The sequence below is a fragment of the Pseudomonas sp. C7.1 genome (assembly GCF_056312395.1).
In genome coordinates this window covers 3,796,376-3,812,446 of record NZ_JBWDTL010000003.1, presented here as the reverse complement: position 1 = coordinate 3,812,446, position 16,071 = coordinate 3,796,376, and the positions used below count along the sequence as shown (strand labels likewise).

The following is a 16,071-nucleotide window of genomic DNA, read 5'->3' as shown; positions in this document are numbered from 1 at the left end:
AATACCCATGGCTTTGAAAAAACGAGGACTGGGACGCGGTCTCGATGCCCTGCTGGGCGGTACCAGTGTTAGCGCCTTGCAGGAAGAGGCCGCGCACGTCGACAGCCGTGAACTGCAATACGTGCCGCTGGACCTGATCCAGCGCGGCAAATACCAGCCGCGCCGCGACATGGACGCCACCGCCCTCGAAGAGCTTGCGCAGTCGATCAAGGCCCACGGCGTGATGCAGCCGATCGTGGTAAGGCCGCTGGCCGAGGGTCGTTTCGAGATCGTCGCCGGTGAACGCCGCTGGCGTGCCAGCCAGCAAGCTGGCCTGGACAAAATTCCTGCCATGGTCCGCGAACTGCCGGATGAAGCCGCCATCGCCATGGCGCTGATCGAGAACATCCAGCGCGAAGACCTCAACCCCATCGAAGAAGCCATGGCCTTGCAGCGCCTGCAGCAGGAATTCCAGCTGACCCAGCAACAGGTTGCCGATGCCGTGGGCAAGTCCCGTGTAACCATCAGCAACTTACTGCGCCTGATTGCCCTGCCGGAAGAGATCAAGATTCTGCTCTCCCATGGCGATCTGGAAATGGGCCATGCCCGTGCCTTGCTCGGTCTACCCGCAGAACAGCAAACTGAAGGGGCGCGACATGTTGTCGCACGCGGCCTCACGGTACGGCAAACCGAAGCACTGGTGCGCCAGTGGCTGAACAGCAAAGAGAAGCCGGCGACGGTGGTCAAGGCCGACCCGGATATCACCCGTTTGGAACAGCGTCTAGCTGAGCGCCTTGGCTCGCCGGTGCAGATCAAGCATGGGCAGAAAGGCAAAGGTCAGCTGGTGATCAGTTACAGCTCGCTGGATGAGCTGCAGGGTGTACTCGCCCACATTCGTTGAAACAATTGTTTCTGTAGTATTGCCAACCTGGGCACTACAGCAGGTTGATCGGCAACAGAGCTGCACCTATACTCGCCGCGCTGTTTTGTATGCTTCAAGTTGGTTAATTTTTGCAGCTTGAATCGGGGTGTCGCTGGCTTGGCTATTCGCAATAAAACGCCGTTTATCCAGCAACCCGGATTTCCTGTTCTGCTTGCGCAGGCAAGTATCTGCCTGCTGGTTGCCCTGCTTTTTGTTCTGGGCAAAGGGTTAACCGCAGGTTACTCGGCCTTATTGGGCGGCGTGATTGCCCTGCTCCCGAATGCGTTTTTTGCGTATAAAGCCTTTCGTTTTTTTGGCGCGCGTTCGGCAAGAGAGATTGTTCAGTCCATCTGGTCTGGGGCAATGGGTAAATGGATTCTCACAGCAGTGCTGTTTGCGCTGGTGTTTGTGGGCATTAGGCAGCTGGATATCGCGGCGTTGTTCGTCGGCTATCTGCTGGCTGTGGCGGCAGCCGCCAGTGCTCCACTACTGATAAAAAATTTCTGAAGCATTAGAGCGTTTGAGGCGTTTATGGCAAACACCCCGGCAGAGTACATCCAGCATCACTTGCAAAACCTGGTCTATGGCGAACATCCGGAGAAGGGCTGGATTTTGGCCCAGACTCCTGAAGATGTTGCGCAAATGGGCTTTTGGGCCGTTCACGTAGACACCATGGGTTGGTCGGTGTTTATGGGCCTGATTTTCCTAGCCTTCTTCCGTATGGCGGCTACCAAGGCCACCACCGGTATCCCGGGCGGCCTGCAGAACGTTGCAGAAATGTGCATCGAATTCGTCCAGGGCATCGTCAAGGACACTTTCCACGGCCGCAACTCGTTGGTTGCTCCGCTGGCTTTGACGATCTTCATCTGGGTTCTGCTGATGAACAGCCTGAAGTGGATCCCGGTTGACTACATCCCCGGCCTGGCTCATGCGCTGGGTCTTGAGTACTTCAAGATCGTTCCGACCGCAGATCCAAACGGCACCTTCGGCATCGCCCTGGGTGTGTTCATCCTGATCATTTTCTACAGCATCAAGGTCAAGGGTATCGGTGGTTTTACCAAGGAGCTGTCGTTTACTCCGTTCAATCACTGGGCATTGATCCCCTTTAACCTATTTCTCGAAATCATCGGCCTGCTGACCAAGCCTTTGAGCTTGGCTCTGCGTCTGTTCGGCAACATGTATGCCGGCGAAGTGGTGTTCATCCTGATCGCGCTGCTGCCCTTCTATCTGCAATTCGGGCTCAACGTGCCATGGGCGATCTTCCACATTCTGGTGATCCCGCTGCAGGCCTTTATTTTCATGGTGCTGACGGTGGTGTATCTGAGTGCTGCGCACGAAGATCATCATTGATAGCAACTTGATGCCAGTAACCTGTTCAACAAAAAACCTTAACTTTTGAAACTCCGGAGCTTTATTTATGGAACTCGTCTATATCGCTGCTGCCCTCATGATCGGCCTGGGTGCACTGGGCACTGGTATCGGTTTCGCCCTGCTGGGCGGCAAGCTGCTTGAATCCACCGCGCGTCAGCCTGAGCTGGGTCCAATGCTGCAAACCAAGACCTTCCTGATGGCTGGTCTGCTCGACGCCGTACCGATGATCGGTGTTGGTATCGCGATGTACCTGATCTTCGTTGTTGCTCCGGCTGCTGGTGCTTAATCACTTTCCAGTGTGATGTGGGATTCGCCTCGGTGGGTCCCCATAGCTGTGAAATTGACACCGCTCATACGAGATAGCACGAGGTAAATCGCTGTGAACATAAACCTGACCCTGTTCGGTCAAACGATTTCCTTCGCTATTTTCGTCTGGTTTTGCATGAAGTTCGTATGGCCGCCGCTGACCAGCGCCATGCAAGAACGCCAGAAGAAAATCGCCGAAGGTCTGGATGCTGCAGGACGCGCTGAGCGTGATCTGCATCTTGCCCAGGAACGCGCTGCTCAATTACTGCGTGAAAGTAAAGAGCAGGCCAGCGCAATCATCGACCGTGCGAATAAAACCGCTAATTCGATTGTTGAAGAAGCCAAGACCCAGGCTCGCACCGAAGGTGAGAAGTTGATTGCCGGTGCCAAAGCCGAAATCGATCTGGAAGTGAACCGTGCCAAGGATCAACTGCGTGCTCAAGTAGCGGTTCTTGCCGTTGCCGGTGCCGAGAAGATTCTCGAGTCTTCGATAGATGGCGCAGCACACAATGATTTGGTCGCAAAACTGGCCTCACAACTCTAAGCGAGGCAAGCGATGATCAATACCATTACGCTTGGCCGGCCTTACGCCAAAGCCGCTTTTGAGTTTGCCAGCGGTGCCGGTCAGGCTGATGCCTGGTTGGCGATGTTGTCTTTTTCCGCTGCCGCCGTGCAGACCCCGGAAGTAGCACAGCAACTGGCTAATCCAGCGCTGACCAGCGAGCAGAAAGTTAACATGCTGACTCAGGTGTGCAGTGGCCACGTTGATGACATGTTCATCAGCTACCTCGCCATCCTGAGCAGCAATGATCGTCTGTCGCTACTTCCGGTCATACTTGAGCAATTCACCGTTTTGAAAGCTGAAGCTGAAAGCACCCTCGACGTTGAGGTGCAAACAGCCTTCGAGCTCAGCGCGGAACAACTACAAACCCTGGCTGCCGCACTTTCCAAGCGGCTTGCTCGAACTGTCCAACCTAAGCCGGTTGTCAATGCTGCCCTTATTGGCGGCCTGTTGATCCGCGCGGGTGACCTGGTCATCGACAGTTCGGTACGCGGCAAATTGAACAAGCTGGCCGAAGCGTTGAAATCCTGATTTGAGGGAACTGGCATGCAGCAACTGAATCCTTCCGAAATTAGCGAAATCATCAAGCAGCGCATTGGCGCGCTGGATGTGACCGCACAAGCCCGTAATGAAGGCACCATCGTCAGCGTTTCCGACGGTATCGTGCGTATTTACGGCCTCGCCGACGTGATGTACGGCGAAATGATCGAATTCCCTGGTGGCGTTTTCGGTATGGCCCTGAACCTGGAGCAAGACTCCGTGGGTGCAGTGGTACTGGGCGCGTACACCACGCTCGCCGAAGGCATGAGCGCCAAGTGCACCGGCCGTATCCTGGAAGTTCCGGTTGGTCCGGAACTGCTGGGTCGCGTTGTTGATGCTCTGGGTAACCCGGTTGACGGCAAAGGCCCACTGAACAACGTCGCTACCGACGCGGTTGAGAAGGTTGCGCCGGGCGTGATCTGGCGTAAGTCGGTCGACCAGCCGGTGCAGACCGGTTACAAGTCGGTTGACGCCATGATTCCGGTTGGTCGTGGCCAGCGTGAGCTGATCATCGGTGACCGTCAGATCGGTAAGACCGCTCTGGCCATCGACGCCATCATCAACCAGAAGAACAGCGGCATTAAGTGCGTCTACGTTGCCATTGGTCAGAAGCAATCGACCATCGCCAACGTGGTACGCAAGCTGGAAGAAAACGGCGCGTTGGCTAACACCATCATCGTTGCTGCTTCCGCTTCCGAATCCGCTGCGCTGCAGTTCATCGCACCGTACGCCGGTTGCACCATGGGCGAATATTTCCGCGACCGCGGCGAAGACGCGCTGATCGTGTATGACGATCTGTCCAAGCAGGCTGTGGCTTACCGCCAGATTTCCCTGCTGCTGCGCCGTCCGCCAGGCCGTGAAGCCTACCCAGGCGACGTGTTCTATCTCCACAGCCGTCTGCTGGAGCGTGCATCGCGCGTATCCGAAGAGTACGTCGAGAAGTTCACCAATGGCGCTGTGACTGGCAAAACCGGTTCCCTGACTGCGCTGCCGATCATCGAAACCCAGGCGGGCGACGTTTCCGCGTTCGTTCCGACCAACGTGATCTCGATCACCGACGGTCAGATCTTCCTGGAATCGGCCATGTTCAACTCGGGCATCCGTCCTGCAGTTAACGCCGGTATTTCGGTATCCCGCGTCGGTGGTGCTGCACAGACCAAGATCATCAAGAAGCTCTCCGGTGGTATCCGTACCGCTCTGGCTCAGTACCGTGAACTGGCGGCATTCGCCCAGTTTGCTTCTGACCTGGACGAAGCCACCCGTAAGCAGCTTGAGCACGGTCAGCGCGTTACCGAGCTGATGAAGCAGAAGCAGTACGAGCCGATGTCCATCGCGCAAATGTCGGTATCGCTGTACGCCGCCGAGCGTGGCTTTCTGACCGACGTGGACGTGAAGAAGGTAGGTGCCTTCGAAGCGGCGCTGCTTGCCTACTTCAACCGTGATCACGCCGCTCTGATGGCGAAGATCAACGAGAAGGGTGACTTCAACGACGAAATCGATTCTGGCCTCAAAGCCGGTATCGAGAAGTTTAAAGCCACCCAAACCTGGTAACCGCAGCGGGGGCTTATGCCCCCGCCTGCTTGAACCAAAAGGTGTGAAATGGCAGGCGCAAAAGAGATTCGCAGTAAGATCGCGAGCATCAAAAGCACGCAGAAGATCACCAGCGCCATGGAAAAAGTGGCGGTCAGCAAGATGCGCAGAGCTCAATCGCGCATGGCTTCTGGTCGTCCTTATGCCGAGCGTATCCGTCAGGTTATTGGCCATTTGGCCCATGCCAATCCGGAATACCGCCACCCGTTTATGGTGGAGCGCGAAGTTAAGCGCGTCGGCTACATCGTGGTATCGAGTGACCGTGGTCTGTGTGGTGGTTTGAACATCAACCTGTTCAAGGCACTGCTGAAAAGTATGACCGGCTGGCGTGAAGCCAAGGTCGAAGCAGACTTCTGTGTTGTGGGCGGCAAGGGCGCGAGCTTTTTCCGCAGCTACGGCGGTAATGTGGTTGCAGCCATCAGCAAGCTGGGTGAAGAGCCTTCACTCAACGACCTGATCGGCAGTGTTAAGGTCATGCTCGACGCCTATAGCGACGGCCGAATTGATCGCCTGTATCTGGTGTCGAACAAGTTCGTCAACACCATGACGCAGAAACCGGAAGTGCAGCAATTGCTGCCGCTGGCCGCGACCGAAGAAGAAGGCGTGCAGAAAGGGCTGTGGGATTACCTCTACGAGCCTGATGCACAGTCGCTGCTTGATAGCCTGATGGTTCGCTTTATCGAATCCCAGGTGTATCAGTCCGTGTTGGAAAACAACGCGTGCGAACAAGCGGCCCGGATGATCGCGATGAAGAATGCTACCGACAACGCCGGTGACCTGATCAGTGGTTTGCAACTGGTCTACAACAAGGCGCGTCAGGCAGCGATCACCCAGGAAATTTCGGAAATCGTCGGCGGCGCTGCCGCGGTTTAAGAACGGTTCAAATATTCGAGGAACCAAAGATGAGTAGCGGACGTATCGTTCAAATCATCGGCGCCGTTATCGACGTGGAATTTCCGCGTGATCAAGTGCCGAATATTTATGAAGCGCTGAAAGTAGTCGGCGCCGAAACCACCCTGGAAGTTCAGCAGCAGCTGGGCGACGGCGTGGTACGTACCATTGCGATGGGTTCGACCGAAGGCCTCAAGCGTGGCCTGAATGTCGACAGCACCGGTGCAGTAATCCAGGTTCCGGTCGGGGTGAAAACCCTGGGCCGGATCATGGACGTACTGGGTAACCCAATCGACGAAGCCGGCCCGATTGGCGAAGAAGAGCGTTGGGGCATTCACCGCCCAGCACCTTCCTACGCTGAGCAGGCGAGCTCCAACGAACTGCTGGAAACCGGCATCAAGGTTATCGACTTGGTGTGCCCGTTCGCCAAGGGCGGTAAAGTAGGTCTGTTCGGTGGTGCCGGTGTAGGCAAGACCGTAAACATGATGGAACTGATCCGTAACATCGCCATCGAGCACAGCGGTTATTCCGTGTTCGCCGGTGTGGGTGAGCGTACTCGTGAGGGTAACGACTTCTACCACGAGATGAAGGACTCCAACGTTCTCGACAAGGTAGCCCTGGTTTACGGTCAGATGAACGAGCCACCAGGCAACCGTCTGCGCGTCGCACTGACCGGCCTGACCATGGCCGAGAAATTCCGTGACGAAGGCCGTGACGTACTGTTGTTCGTCGACAACATCTACCGTTACACCCTGGCCGGTACTGAAGTATCCGCACTGCTGGGCCGTATGCCTTCTGCAGTGGGCTATCAGCCGACCCTGGCCGAAGAAATGGGCGTTCTGCAAGAGCGTATTACGTCGACCAAGACCGGTTCGATCACCTCGATCCAGGCCGTATACGTACCTGCGGACGACCTGACTGACCCAAGCCCGGCGACCACCTTCGCCCACTTGGACGCCACCGTCGTACTGTCCCGTGACATCGCTTCCCTGGGTATCTACCCAGCGGTCGATCCACTCGACTCGACGTCGCGTCAGCTGGATCCGCTGGTTATCGGCCAGGAGCACTACGACACCGCTCGCGGCGTACAGTACGTGCTGCAGCGTTACAAAGAGCTGAAGGACATCATCGCGATCCTCGGCATGGACGAGCTGTCTGAAGAAGACAAGCTGCTGGTATCCCGTGCTCGTAAGATTCAGCGCTTCCTGTCCCAGCCGTTCTTCGTGGCAGAAGTATTTACCGGTTCGCCGGGCAAGTACGTTTCCCTGAAGGACACCATCGCTGGTTTCAGCGGCATTCTTAACGGCGACTATGACCACCTGCCAGAGCAGGCGTTCTACATGGTTGGCGGTATCGAAGAAGCCGTCGAAAAAGCCAAGAAGCTGTAATCGGTGCGCCCGGCAACGGGCGCTCACGTGAGGTTAGATATGGCCATGACAGTCCATTGCGATATCGTCAGTGCGGAGGGAGAAATCTTCTCCGGCCTGGTGGAAATGGTGATCGCACACGGCAACTTGGGCGACCTGGGTATTGCACCCGGCCACGCGCCTCTGTTGACCGATCTCAAGCCAGGTCCCATCCGCTTGATCAAGCTGGGTGGCCAGGCTGAGGTGTTCTACATCTCTGGCGGCTTCCTCGAAGTCCAGCCGCACATGGTGAAGGTCCTGGCCGACACCGTGCAGCGTGCTGCCGACATCGACGAAGCGGCCGCTCAGGAAGCTCTCAAGGCTGCTGAGAAGGCATTGCACGAGAAAGGCGCGGAGTTCGACTACGGTTCCGCAGCCGCTCACCTGGCTGAGGTTGCAGCTCAGCTGCGTACCGTCCAGCAGTTGCGCAAGAAGTTCGGCGGTTAATTCCGACGCTTCATCGCAAACGAGTAAAAGGGTAGCCTTGGCTACCCTTTTTCTTTGCCTGCTGTTTTTACCTTTTCAGTTGGCCGGGCTAGGGATTTAGCCCGCCTTCGTCTGCCTGGAATCCGCTCTTATGTCGCTCGATATCGTTATCCTCGCCGCCGGCCAAGGCACTCGTATGCGTTCCGCCTTGCCGAAAGTCCTGCACCCGGTTGCTGGCAAAGCCATGCTTGGCCATGTGATAGACACCGCCCGCCAGCTCAAGCCGCAAGGTATACATGTGGTGATCGGCCATGGCGCGGAACGGGTGCGTGAGCAACTGGCGGCGGATGACCTGAACTTTGTGCTGCAGAGCGAGCAGCTCGGCACTGGCCATGCGGTAGCCCAGGCGCTGCCGGGACTGACTGCCGAGCGCGTGCTGATTCTCTATGGCGATGTGCCGTTAATTGAGGTCGAGACGCTGCAGCGCCTGTTGCAACAGGTCAGCGAGCAGCAGCTGGGGTTGCTCACAGTCAATTTGAATGACCCGACTGGCTACGGCCGAATCGTGCGCGATGACAACGGCGTGGTTAAAGCGATTGTCGAGCACAAGGACGCCAGCGCTGATCAGCGCCTCATCAGTGAAGGCAACACCGGCATCCTCGCCGTACCGGGGAAAAAACTCGGCGACTGGCTCGGCCGACTGTCCAACAGCAACGCCCAGGGCGAGTACTACCTCACCGACGTGATCGCCATGGCCGTGGCCGATGGCCTGGTGGTTGCCACCGAACAGGCAGCCGACGAGCTGGAAGTGCTGGGTGCCAACGACCGTATCCAGCTCGCTCAGTTGGAGCGCCACTATCAATACCGCGCCGCGCGCCGGCTGATGGTAAAGGGCGTGACCCTGATCGACCCGGCCCGCTTCGATCTGCGCGGTGAAGTCACAGTGGGTCGTGATGTCACCATCGACGTCAATGTGATCCTCGAAGGCAAGGTGGTGATCGAGGATGGTGTGCAGATTGGCCCGAACTGCGTGATCAAGAACTCGATTCTGCGCAAAGGTGCCATCGTCAAAGCCAACAGCCATCTGGAGGGCGCCGAAATGGGCGAGGGCGCCGATTGCGGTCCGTTCGCGCGTCTGCGTCCGGGTTCAGTGCTGGGCGCCAAAGCCCATGTGGGTAACTTCGTTGAACTGAAGAACGCCAAGCTGGGCGAGGGCGCCAAGGCCGGGCACCTGAGCTACCTGGGCGATGCCGAGATTGGCGCGCGGACCAATATCGGCGCCGGCACCATCACCTGCAATTACGATGGCGCCAACAAGTTCAAGACGGTGCTGGGTGAGGACGTGTTTATCGGCTCCAACAGCGCTCTTGTGGCTCCGGTGACGCTGGGCGACCGCGCCACCACCGGCGCGGGTTCGGTGATTACCGGCGATGTGCCGGACAACACCCTGGCCGTCGGCCGCGCCAAGCAGCGCAATATCGAAGGCTGGAAGCGCCCCGTTAAGAAGTGATGCCGAGTAGGGCGGACATGGCGCAGCCTTTTCCGCCGTCACAGCGCACTGGGTGGACAAGCCTTCGGCATGTCCACCCTACGTCGATTACCACTTGACGAATAACTTCGTTTAGGTTTTGATTCGCGCCATTATCTTTCGAATCGAAACTTAGCATGTCGAAACGCAACACTCTGCAACGTCGCCATACCATTCTTGCCCTGCTCGCCGAGCAGGGTGAGGTGAGCGTGGATGAATTGTCGAAAGCGTTTTCCACCTCCGAAGTGACTATTCGCAAAGACCTCGCGGCCTTGGAAAAAAGCGGCCTGCTGCTGCGTCGTTACGGCGGTGCAGTGCCCATGCCGCAGGAGCTGATCAGCGATATCCAGCCGATCTCCCAGTACAAGCAGGCCATCGCCCGCGCCGGAGTGGCGCGGATTCGCGAACATGCGCGGATCATCATCGACAGCGGCACCACCACCGCAGCGATGATCCCGCAGCTCGGCCACAAGCCCGGCCTGGTGGTGATGACCAATTCGTTGAACGTGGCACGCGCCATCAGCGAACTGGAGCATGAGCCAGTGTTGCTGATGACCGGCGGCACCTGGGACCCGCATTCTGAGTCGTTCCAGGGCCAGGTCGCCGAGCAGGTGCTGCGCTCCTACGATTTCGATCAGCTGTTTATTGGTGCCGATGGCATCGACCTGAACCGTGGCACCACCACCTTCAATGAACTGCTTGGGCTTAGCCGGGTGATGGCGGATGTGGCCCGCGAAGTGGTGGTGATGGTCGAGAGCGACAAAATCGGTCGGAAGATTCCCAACCTGGAGCTGCCCTGGAGCGGCATCCATACCCTGATAACCGACGAACGCCTCAGCCCTGAGGCCCGTGAACAATTGACCGAGCGCGGCATCAAGCTGATCTGTGCGGCTGTTGAAACTTAAGGAGAAGACTATGTGTGGAATTGTAGGCGCAGTCGCCGAACGTAATATCACCGCCGTGCTGGTTGAAGGCCTCAAGCGCCTGGAATACCGCGGTTACGACAGCGCCGGCGTGGCGTTGCTGACAGATAAAGGCGACCTCGACCGTCGCCGCCGCGTCGGCAAGGTCAGCGAGCTGGAAAGCGCGCTAACCGCCGAACCGCTAGCGGGCCGTCTAGGCATCGCCCACACCCGCTGGGCCACCCACGGCGCGCCGAGCGAGCGCAATGCCCACCCGCATTTTTCTGGTAAAGAGCCCAGCCAGGCGCTGGCGGTGGTGCATAACGGCATTATCGAGAACCACGAAGAATTGCGTGCCCAGCTCAAGGACCAGGGTTACGTATTTAGCTCCGATACCGACACTGAAGTGATCGTGCACCTGCTCGATCACACGCTGAAAACCCAACCGGACCTGACCGCAGCACTGAAAGACGCAGTCAAGCAACTGCACGGTGCCTACGGCCTGGCGGTGATCAGCGCCAAGCAGCCGGATCGCCTTATCGCCGCACGCAGCGGTAGCCCGCTGGTGGTCGGCTTGGGTCTGGGCGAGAACTTCCTCGCGTCCGACCAACTGGCCCTACGCCAAGTCACCGACCGCTTTATGTACCTGGAAGAAGGCGATATCGCCGAGATCCAGCGCGACAGCGTGCAGATCTGGGACGCCTCCGGCCAGCCGGTGACGCGCGAGAGCGTGCAATACCACGAAGGCGCGGAAGCTGCGGACAAGGGCGAGTACCGCCACTTTATGCTCAAGGAAATCCATGAGCAGCCCAAGGTCGTGCAGCGCACCCTGGAAGGTCGTTTGGGTAGCGACCATGTTCTGGTCCAGGCCTTCGGCCCACAGGCTGCCGAGCTGTTTGCCAAGGTACGCAACGTGCAGATCGTCGCCTGCGGCACCAGCTACCACGCCGGTATGGTCGCCCGTTACTGGCTGGAAGGCCTGGCCGGGATTCCCTGCCAGATTGAAGTGGCCAGCGAGTTCCGCTACCGCAAGGTGGTGGTGCAGCCGGACACCCTGTTTGTCAGCATCTCCCAGTCCGGCGAAACCGCCGACACCCTGGCCGCGCTGCGCAACGCCAAGGAACATGCGCCCGGTCAGGGCGGCTACCTGGCTAGTCTGGCCATCTGCAACGTCGGCATCAGCTCGCTGGTGCGCGAATCCGACCTGACCCTGCTGACCCAGGCCGGCCCGGAAATCGGCGTGGCCTCGACCAAGGCCTTCACCACCCAGCTGGTTGCGCTGATGCTGCTGACCCTGTCCCTCGGTCAGGTGCGCGGCACTCTGGATAAAGGCCTGGAAGCCGAGCTGGTCGACGAACTGCGCCGCCTGCCAACCCGCCTGGGTGAAGCCCTGGCCATGGACAGCGTGGTGGAGAAAGTCTCCGAGCTGTTCGCCGAGAAGCACCACAGCCTGTTCCTCGGCCGTGGCGCGCAGTACCCGGTGGCGATGGAAGGTGCGCTCAAGCTCAAAGAAATCTCCTATATCCACGCCGAAGCCTACCCAGCTGGCGAGCTTAAGCACGGGCCGTTGGCGCTGGTCGACAGCGATATGCCGGTGGTCACCGTTGCGCCGAACAACGAGCTGCTGGAAAAGCTCAAATCCAACCTGCAGGAAGTGCGCGCCCGTGGCGGCGAGCTGCTGGTGTTTGCCGACGAGCAGGCCGGTATGAGCAACGGCGAAGGCACCCACGTGGTGAACATGCCGCATATCCACGACGCCCTGGCGCCGATCCTCTACACCATCCCGCTGCAGCTGCTGTCCTACTACGTTGCCGTGCTCAAGGGCACTGACGTTGACCAGCCGCGTAATCTGGCCAAGAGTGTAACGGTTGAGTAAGCAGGAACCAGCTGATGCGGCGTGAAGATATACAGAGCAAGCAGGCCCAGGGCGTGGTTTTTGATACCCATATCATCGCCAACCCGGCCAACACCCGGGAATGGATCGTGCTGTTGAAGAAAGGCGCGGGCACCAGCTTCTTTCTGGTCGATGACCAGGAGCAGGTGGAGTCCTTCGCTGACCTCAATGGGTTGATTGAAGAGTTACGCCTACTCGGTATCAAAGGTGCGGAGATTCATCTCTAACAGGCTGTACACCAGGGTCATTCAATGCCCATTAAATACGCGAGAAGTCTGACGGGCCGCACTCGCAGTACGGCTGCCAACCGGCATCTAGGCTTTGCCCTGGCCTTTGTTGCTGGCGCGATCAATGCCGGTGGCTTTCTTGCCGTACAGCAATACACCTCGCACATGACCGGTATTGTTTCGGCCATGGCCGACAATATCGTTCTGGGCGCTTATGGCCTGGTGTGGAGTGGCCTTGGTGGTGTGCTGTCGTTTCTGTTAGGTGCAGCCTGCTCAACGGTAATGATCAATTACGCGCGCCGCCGCCAGCTGCATAGCGAATATGCCCTGCCATTGTTGCTCGAAGCCGCACTGTTGCTGTGTTTTGGTTTTCTTGGCGCGTCGCTGGCACAGATTACCGGCTTGTTTGTACCGCTGACGGTGATGCTGCTGTGCTTCATCATGGGCCTGCAGAACGCGCTGATCACCAAGCTTTCCAGGGCTGAAATCCGCACCACCCATATCACTGGAATCATCACCGATATCGGTATCGAGCTGGGCAAGCTGTTCTATTGGAATCGTAGGTGCGGTCCCGATATTGCTCGGGTGATGGCCGACCGTCAGCGGTTGTGGTCACTCAGTCTTTTGGCGCTGAACTTCTTTCTCGGTGGGGTGATCGGCGCACTGGGCTTCAACCACTTGGGTTATATCGCTACCGTGCCGCTGGCCTTGCTGCTGGTGTTATTGGCCAGCGTCCCGGCGCTGGATGATTTGCTGCTGCTCACACGGCGCTTACTGCGCCGATAAGCTTGGCCGACTGCCTGCAGCTCAGTCTTCTGCCGATCTGAACAGGTGCCGATGCTCGGCGTTGTACAGCGCCGAGTCGGCGAACTGTTCGGCGTGCAGCACGCGACCGACAAGGATCAGCGCGGTGCGGCGAAAGCCCTTGGTGCGTACTTGTTCCTCGATGGTGGCCAGGGTGCCGCTGACCCAATCCTGATCCGGCCAGCTGGCGCGATGGACCACGGCAATCGGGCAATCCGCGCCGTAATGCGGCAGCAATTCAGCGACTATCTTGTTCAGATGCACCACGCCCAGGTGGATAGCCATGGTTGCGCCGTGGCGGGCCAGGTCACCCAGTGCTTCGCCCTCGGGCATGTTCGACTTGCTCGCGTAGCGGGTGAGTATCAGCGTTTGCGATACCTCAGGCAGGGTCAGCTCGCTTTCCAGTAGCGCGGCGCAGGCGGCGGTGGCGGTGACGCCGGGAATGATCTCAAAGGCAATGCCCAGCCGGCGCAAGTGGCGAATCTGCTCGCCAATTGCGCCATACAAAGACGGGTCGCCGGAGTGTACGCGGGCCACATCCTGGCCTTGGTCGTGGGCCTGGCGGATCAGCTCGATGATTTCATCCAGGTGCAGCTCGGCGGTGTTGATCACCAACTCAGCGCTGTGGCCTTCGAGCACTGCTGCCGGCACCAGTGAGCCGGCATAGAGAATCACCGGGCAGCTGCGCAGCAGGCGCTGGCCTTTGACGGTGATCAGCTCGGGGTCGCCGGGGCCGGCGCCGATAAAGTAGACGGTCATGGCAATTCCTTGGGTGCAATCGACGCCAAGGCGCAGGTGGCGCTGGCGTTACGTTTTTTTTCGCCGAGCAGACGGGCCGGTTGGCCGCCCAGGCGTTCAGCCAGGGCCAGGGCGCAGGGTTCGGCGACGGCAGGGCTGCCGGTGGCGGCCAGGGTGAGCGGCGAGCCTTGCACGCGGTACTGATAGGGCAGCAGTTCTTCGGCGCTAAAGCAGCTCAACTGCAAGCCGAGGCGCTGAGCCAGAGCCAGCAGTCCCGGCTCGTCACGTTTGTGCGCGATGCTGGCCAGTCCGGCCACGTTATCCACAGTCAGGCCATGGGCCTGCAGGCCGTGAACCAGCAATGTGGATAAATCTTCAACGCTGCAGCCGCTACGGCAACCAAGCCCAGCGACCACTTGAGTGGCGGCAGCGGGACGAGTATCGGCAGGGCAGATCATCATCTAAAAGCGCTCGGTGAATGCGGCGGCGTAGCTCAACATGGCGGCCGGCAGTGGTCAACCGCGATTGACCGGCCGCCATGGCCTGCGTAGCCTTGTCGCGTTCGAGGTTCTTCGTGGGCATACCCATGAAGCTAAGAGGGAACAAGGTTGATGCCTTGGCTGCCCCCGCAACTGTAAACGACTCGTCCCCTTGCGTTGTTCTGCCGCTCAAGCGCTGCAGCACAACAGCCACTGCGTCAGCGCGGGAAGGCGAAGGGCATAGCCGGCGCATCTACGCCAGCCCGGTCGTGAGCCAGGAGACCTGCCTCGTCACGTTTTCGACAACCGGGCGGGGTGATCCGGTGGTGTTGGCTGACGCCCCGTGGCTGTCATGTCTGTGCCGCCTCCTGCTCGTCTTTCTTTCGACGTCATGCAGGACTCGCCATGCAAACCCTCGGCAAACTTCCCGTCACCATCGTTACCGGCTTTCTCGGCGCCGGCAAAACCACGTTGCTGCGTCACCTGCTGGCCCATGCCGGTGGCCGGCGTATCGCGGTGATCGTCAACGAGTTTGGCGAGCTGGGTATCGACGGCGACCTGCTCAAGCAGTGCTCCATCGGTTGCAGCGAAGAAGAAGCCAACGGCCGTGTCTTTGAGCTGGCCAACGGTTGTCTGTGCTGCACCGTGCAGGAAGAGTTCTTCCCGGTGATGCGCGAGCTGGTGGCGCGTCGCGGCGACCTCGACCATATCCTGATTGAAACCTCCGGCCTGGCTCTGCCCAAGCCGCTGGTGCAGGCCTTTAATTGGCCGGAAATTCGCAACGCCTGCACGGTGGACGCGGTGATCACTGTGGTCGACAGCCCGGCGGTGGCCGCCGGCACCTTCGCGGCTTTCCCGGAGCAGGTTGATGCGCAGCGCAAGCTCGACCCGAATCTGGACCACGAATCGCCGCTGCACGAGCTGTTCGCCGACCAATTGGCCAGCGCTGACCTGGTGATCCTCAATAAGGCCGACTTGCTCGATGCCGCTGCGCTGGCTGCGGTGCGCGCGGAAGTGGCCGAGGAGCTGCCGCCGGCGGTGAAAATCATCGAAGCCCGTGGCGGCGAGCTGCCGCTGGATGTGCTGCTGGGTCTGAATTGTGAGGCCGAGCTGCATATCGAGGGCCGCAAAACTCACCATGATCTGGAAGGCCATGAAGACCACGATCACGACGAATTCGCCTCGTTCCACGTGGAACTACCGGAAGCCGAGGAAGCCCGTTTGCTGCAAGCGCTGAAGGATGCGGTCAGCAAACACGGCATTCTGCGCATCAAGGGTTTTGCCGCGATTCCCGGCAAACCTATGCGCCTGCTGCTGCAAGGCGTCGGCCAGCGCTTCGACAAACACTTCGACCGCGCCTGGCAGGCCGATGAGCCGCGTATCACCCGCCTGGTGGTGATTGGCCAGCAGCTTGATCAGGCGGTGATTGAGGCCGAGCTGCAGGCGGCGTTGGCCTGATAGGAATGTGGGAGGGGCTTTAGCCGCGACTGGGCCCGATACGGCTCG

General features: G+C 59.1%; 18 protein-coding genes and 1 riboswitch. Of the genes, 16 read left to right on the top strand and 2 right to left on the bottom strand.

Annotated elements, in window-relative coordinates:
* The first annotated feature begins 7 nt into the window (after positions 1-7).
* The 15 genes from AC0T4W_RS21220 (at position 8) to AC0T4W_RS21150 (ending at position 13,330) form a co-directional block, all read left to right on the top strand.
* Entirely contained in the window at positions 8-880 is an 873-nt protein-coding gene (locus AC0T4W_RS21220; RefSeq protein WP_476322472.1) for a ParB/RepB/Spo0J family partition protein, read from the top strand.
* A 138-nt stretch (positions 881-1,018) separates the two neighbouring features.
* Positions 1,019-1,408 (top strand): F0F1 ATP synthase subunit I, encoded by a 390-nt coding sequence (locus AC0T4W_RS21215; protein WP_476322470.1) that lies wholly within the window; start codon positions 1,019-1,021, stop codon positions 1,406-1,408.
* 24 nt (positions 1,409-1,432) lie between these two features.
* Complete coding sequence (gene atpB, locus AC0T4W_RS21210; RefSeq protein ID WP_475249544.1) at positions 1,433-2,251, top strand: F0F1 ATP synthase subunit A; 819 nt, start codon at positions 1,433-1,435, stop codon at positions 2,249-2,251.
* A gap of 67 nt (positions 2,252-2,318) precedes the next feature.
* Positions 2,319-2,558, top strand: a complete 240-nt coding sequence (atpE, locus tag AC0T4W_RS21205) for a F0F1 ATP synthase subunit C (protein WP_475249542.1) — start codon at positions 2,319-2,321, stop codon at positions 2,556-2,558.
* A 93-nt stretch (positions 2,559-2,651) separates the two neighbouring features.
* The gene (locus tag AC0T4W_RS21200) at positions 2,652-3,122 is read left to right on the top strand and encodes a F0F1 ATP synthase subunit B (RefSeq protein WP_325506903.1); all 471 of its coding nucleotides are present in this window, start codon (positions 2,652-2,654) and stop codon (positions 3,120-3,122) included.
* A 12-nt stretch (positions 3,123-3,134) separates the two neighbouring features.
* Entirely contained in the window at positions 3,135-3,671 is a 537-nt protein-coding gene (locus AC0T4W_RS21195; RefSeq protein WP_476322465.1) for a F0F1 ATP synthase subunit delta, read from the top strand.
* 15 nt (positions 3,672-3,686) lie between these two features.
* Positions 3,687-5,231 (top strand): F0F1 ATP synthase subunit alpha, encoded by a 1,545-nt coding sequence (gene atpA, locus AC0T4W_RS21190; RefSeq protein WP_476322462.1) that lies wholly within the window; start codon positions 3,687-3,689, stop codon positions 5,229-5,231.
* Between the two features lie 48 nt (positions 5,232-5,279).
* Positions 5,280-6,143, top strand: a complete 864-nt coding sequence (gene atpG, locus AC0T4W_RS21185; RefSeq protein WP_476322459.1) for a F0F1 ATP synthase subunit gamma — start codon at positions 5,280-5,282, stop codon at positions 6,141-6,143.
* 29 nt (positions 6,144-6,172) lie between these two features.
* Positions 6,173-7,549: a F0F1 ATP synthase subunit beta gene (atpD, locus tag AC0T4W_RS21180; RefSeq protein WP_325506912.1), complete on the top strand. Its 1,377-nt coding sequence runs from the start codon at positions 6,173-6,175 to the stop codon at positions 7,547-7,549.
* Between the two features lie 39 nt (positions 7,550-7,588).
* A complete protein-coding gene (locus AC0T4W_RS21175; protein WP_476322455.1) occupies positions 7,589-8,014 on the top strand; it encodes a F0F1 ATP synthase subunit epsilon in 426 nt (141 codons plus the stop codon).
* 130 nt (positions 8,015-8,144) lie between these two features.
* Positions 8,145-9,503, top strand: a complete 1,359-nt coding sequence (gene glmU / locus AC0T4W_RS21170; RefSeq protein ID WP_476322452.1) for a bifunctional UDP-N-acetylglucosamine diphosphorylase/glucosamine-1-phosphate N-acetyltransferase GlmU — start codon at positions 8,145-8,147, stop codon at positions 9,501-9,503.
* A 155-nt stretch (positions 9,504-9,658) separates the two neighbouring features.
* Positions 9,659-10,426 carry a DeoR/GlpR family DNA-binding transcription regulator gene (locus AC0T4W_RS21165; RefSeq protein ID WP_476322449.1) on the top strand — a complete coding sequence of 256 codons (768 nt, stop codon included), beginning with the start codon at positions 9,659-9,661 and terminating at the stop codon, positions 10,424-10,426.
* A gap of 10 nt (positions 10,427-10,436) precedes the next feature.
* The gene (gene glmS / locus AC0T4W_RS21160; RefSeq protein ID WP_476322446.1) at positions 10,437-12,299 is read left to right on the top strand and encodes a glutamine--fructose-6-phosphate transaminase (isomerizing); all 1,863 of its coding nucleotides are present in this window, start codon (positions 10,437-10,439) and stop codon (positions 12,297-12,299) included.
* Between the two features lie 14 nt (positions 12,300-12,313).
* The gene (locus AC0T4W_RS21155) at positions 12,314-12,544 is read left to right on the top strand and encodes a hypothetical protein (RefSeq protein ID WP_476322444.1); all 231 of its coding nucleotides are present in this window, start codon (positions 12,314-12,316) and stop codon (positions 12,542-12,544) included.
* Positions 12,545-12,568: 24 nt separating this feature from the next.
* Positions 12,569-13,330, top strand: a complete 762-nt coding sequence (locus tag AC0T4W_RS21150) for a YoaK family protein (protein WP_476322441.1) — start codon at positions 12,569-12,571, stop codon at positions 13,328-13,330.
* 21 nt (positions 13,331-13,351) lie between these two features.
* Here the strand turns inward: AC0T4W_RS21150 and cobM are convergent, their stop codons facing one another.
* Both cobM and AC0T4W_RS21140 read right to left on the bottom strand, forming a co-directional pair.
* Positions 13,352-14,107, bottom strand: a complete 756-nt coding sequence (cobM, locus tag AC0T4W_RS21145) for a precorrin-4 C(11)-methyltransferase (RefSeq protein ID WP_476322438.1) — start codon at positions 14,105-14,107, stop codon at positions 13,352-13,354.
* Entirely contained in the window at positions 14,104-14,544 is a 441-nt protein-coding gene (locus tag AC0T4W_RS21140) for a cobalamin biosynthesis protein (RefSeq protein WP_476323828.1), read from the bottom strand. Before AC0T4W_RS21140 ends, cobM begins: the two co-directional genes overlap by 4 nt.
* A gap of 90 nt (positions 14,545-14,634) precedes the next feature.
* Positions 14,635-14,870, top strand: a riboswitch (cobalamin riboswitch).
* 100 nt (positions 14,871-14,970) lie between these two features.
* Here AC0T4W_RS21140 and cobW point away from each other — a divergent pair.
* Entirely contained in the window at positions 14,971-16,023 is a 1,053-nt protein-coding gene (gene cobW, locus AC0T4W_RS21135) for a cobalamin biosynthesis protein CobW (RefSeq protein ID WP_476322435.1), read from the top strand.
* Positions 16,024-16,071: the final 48 nt, after the last annotated feature.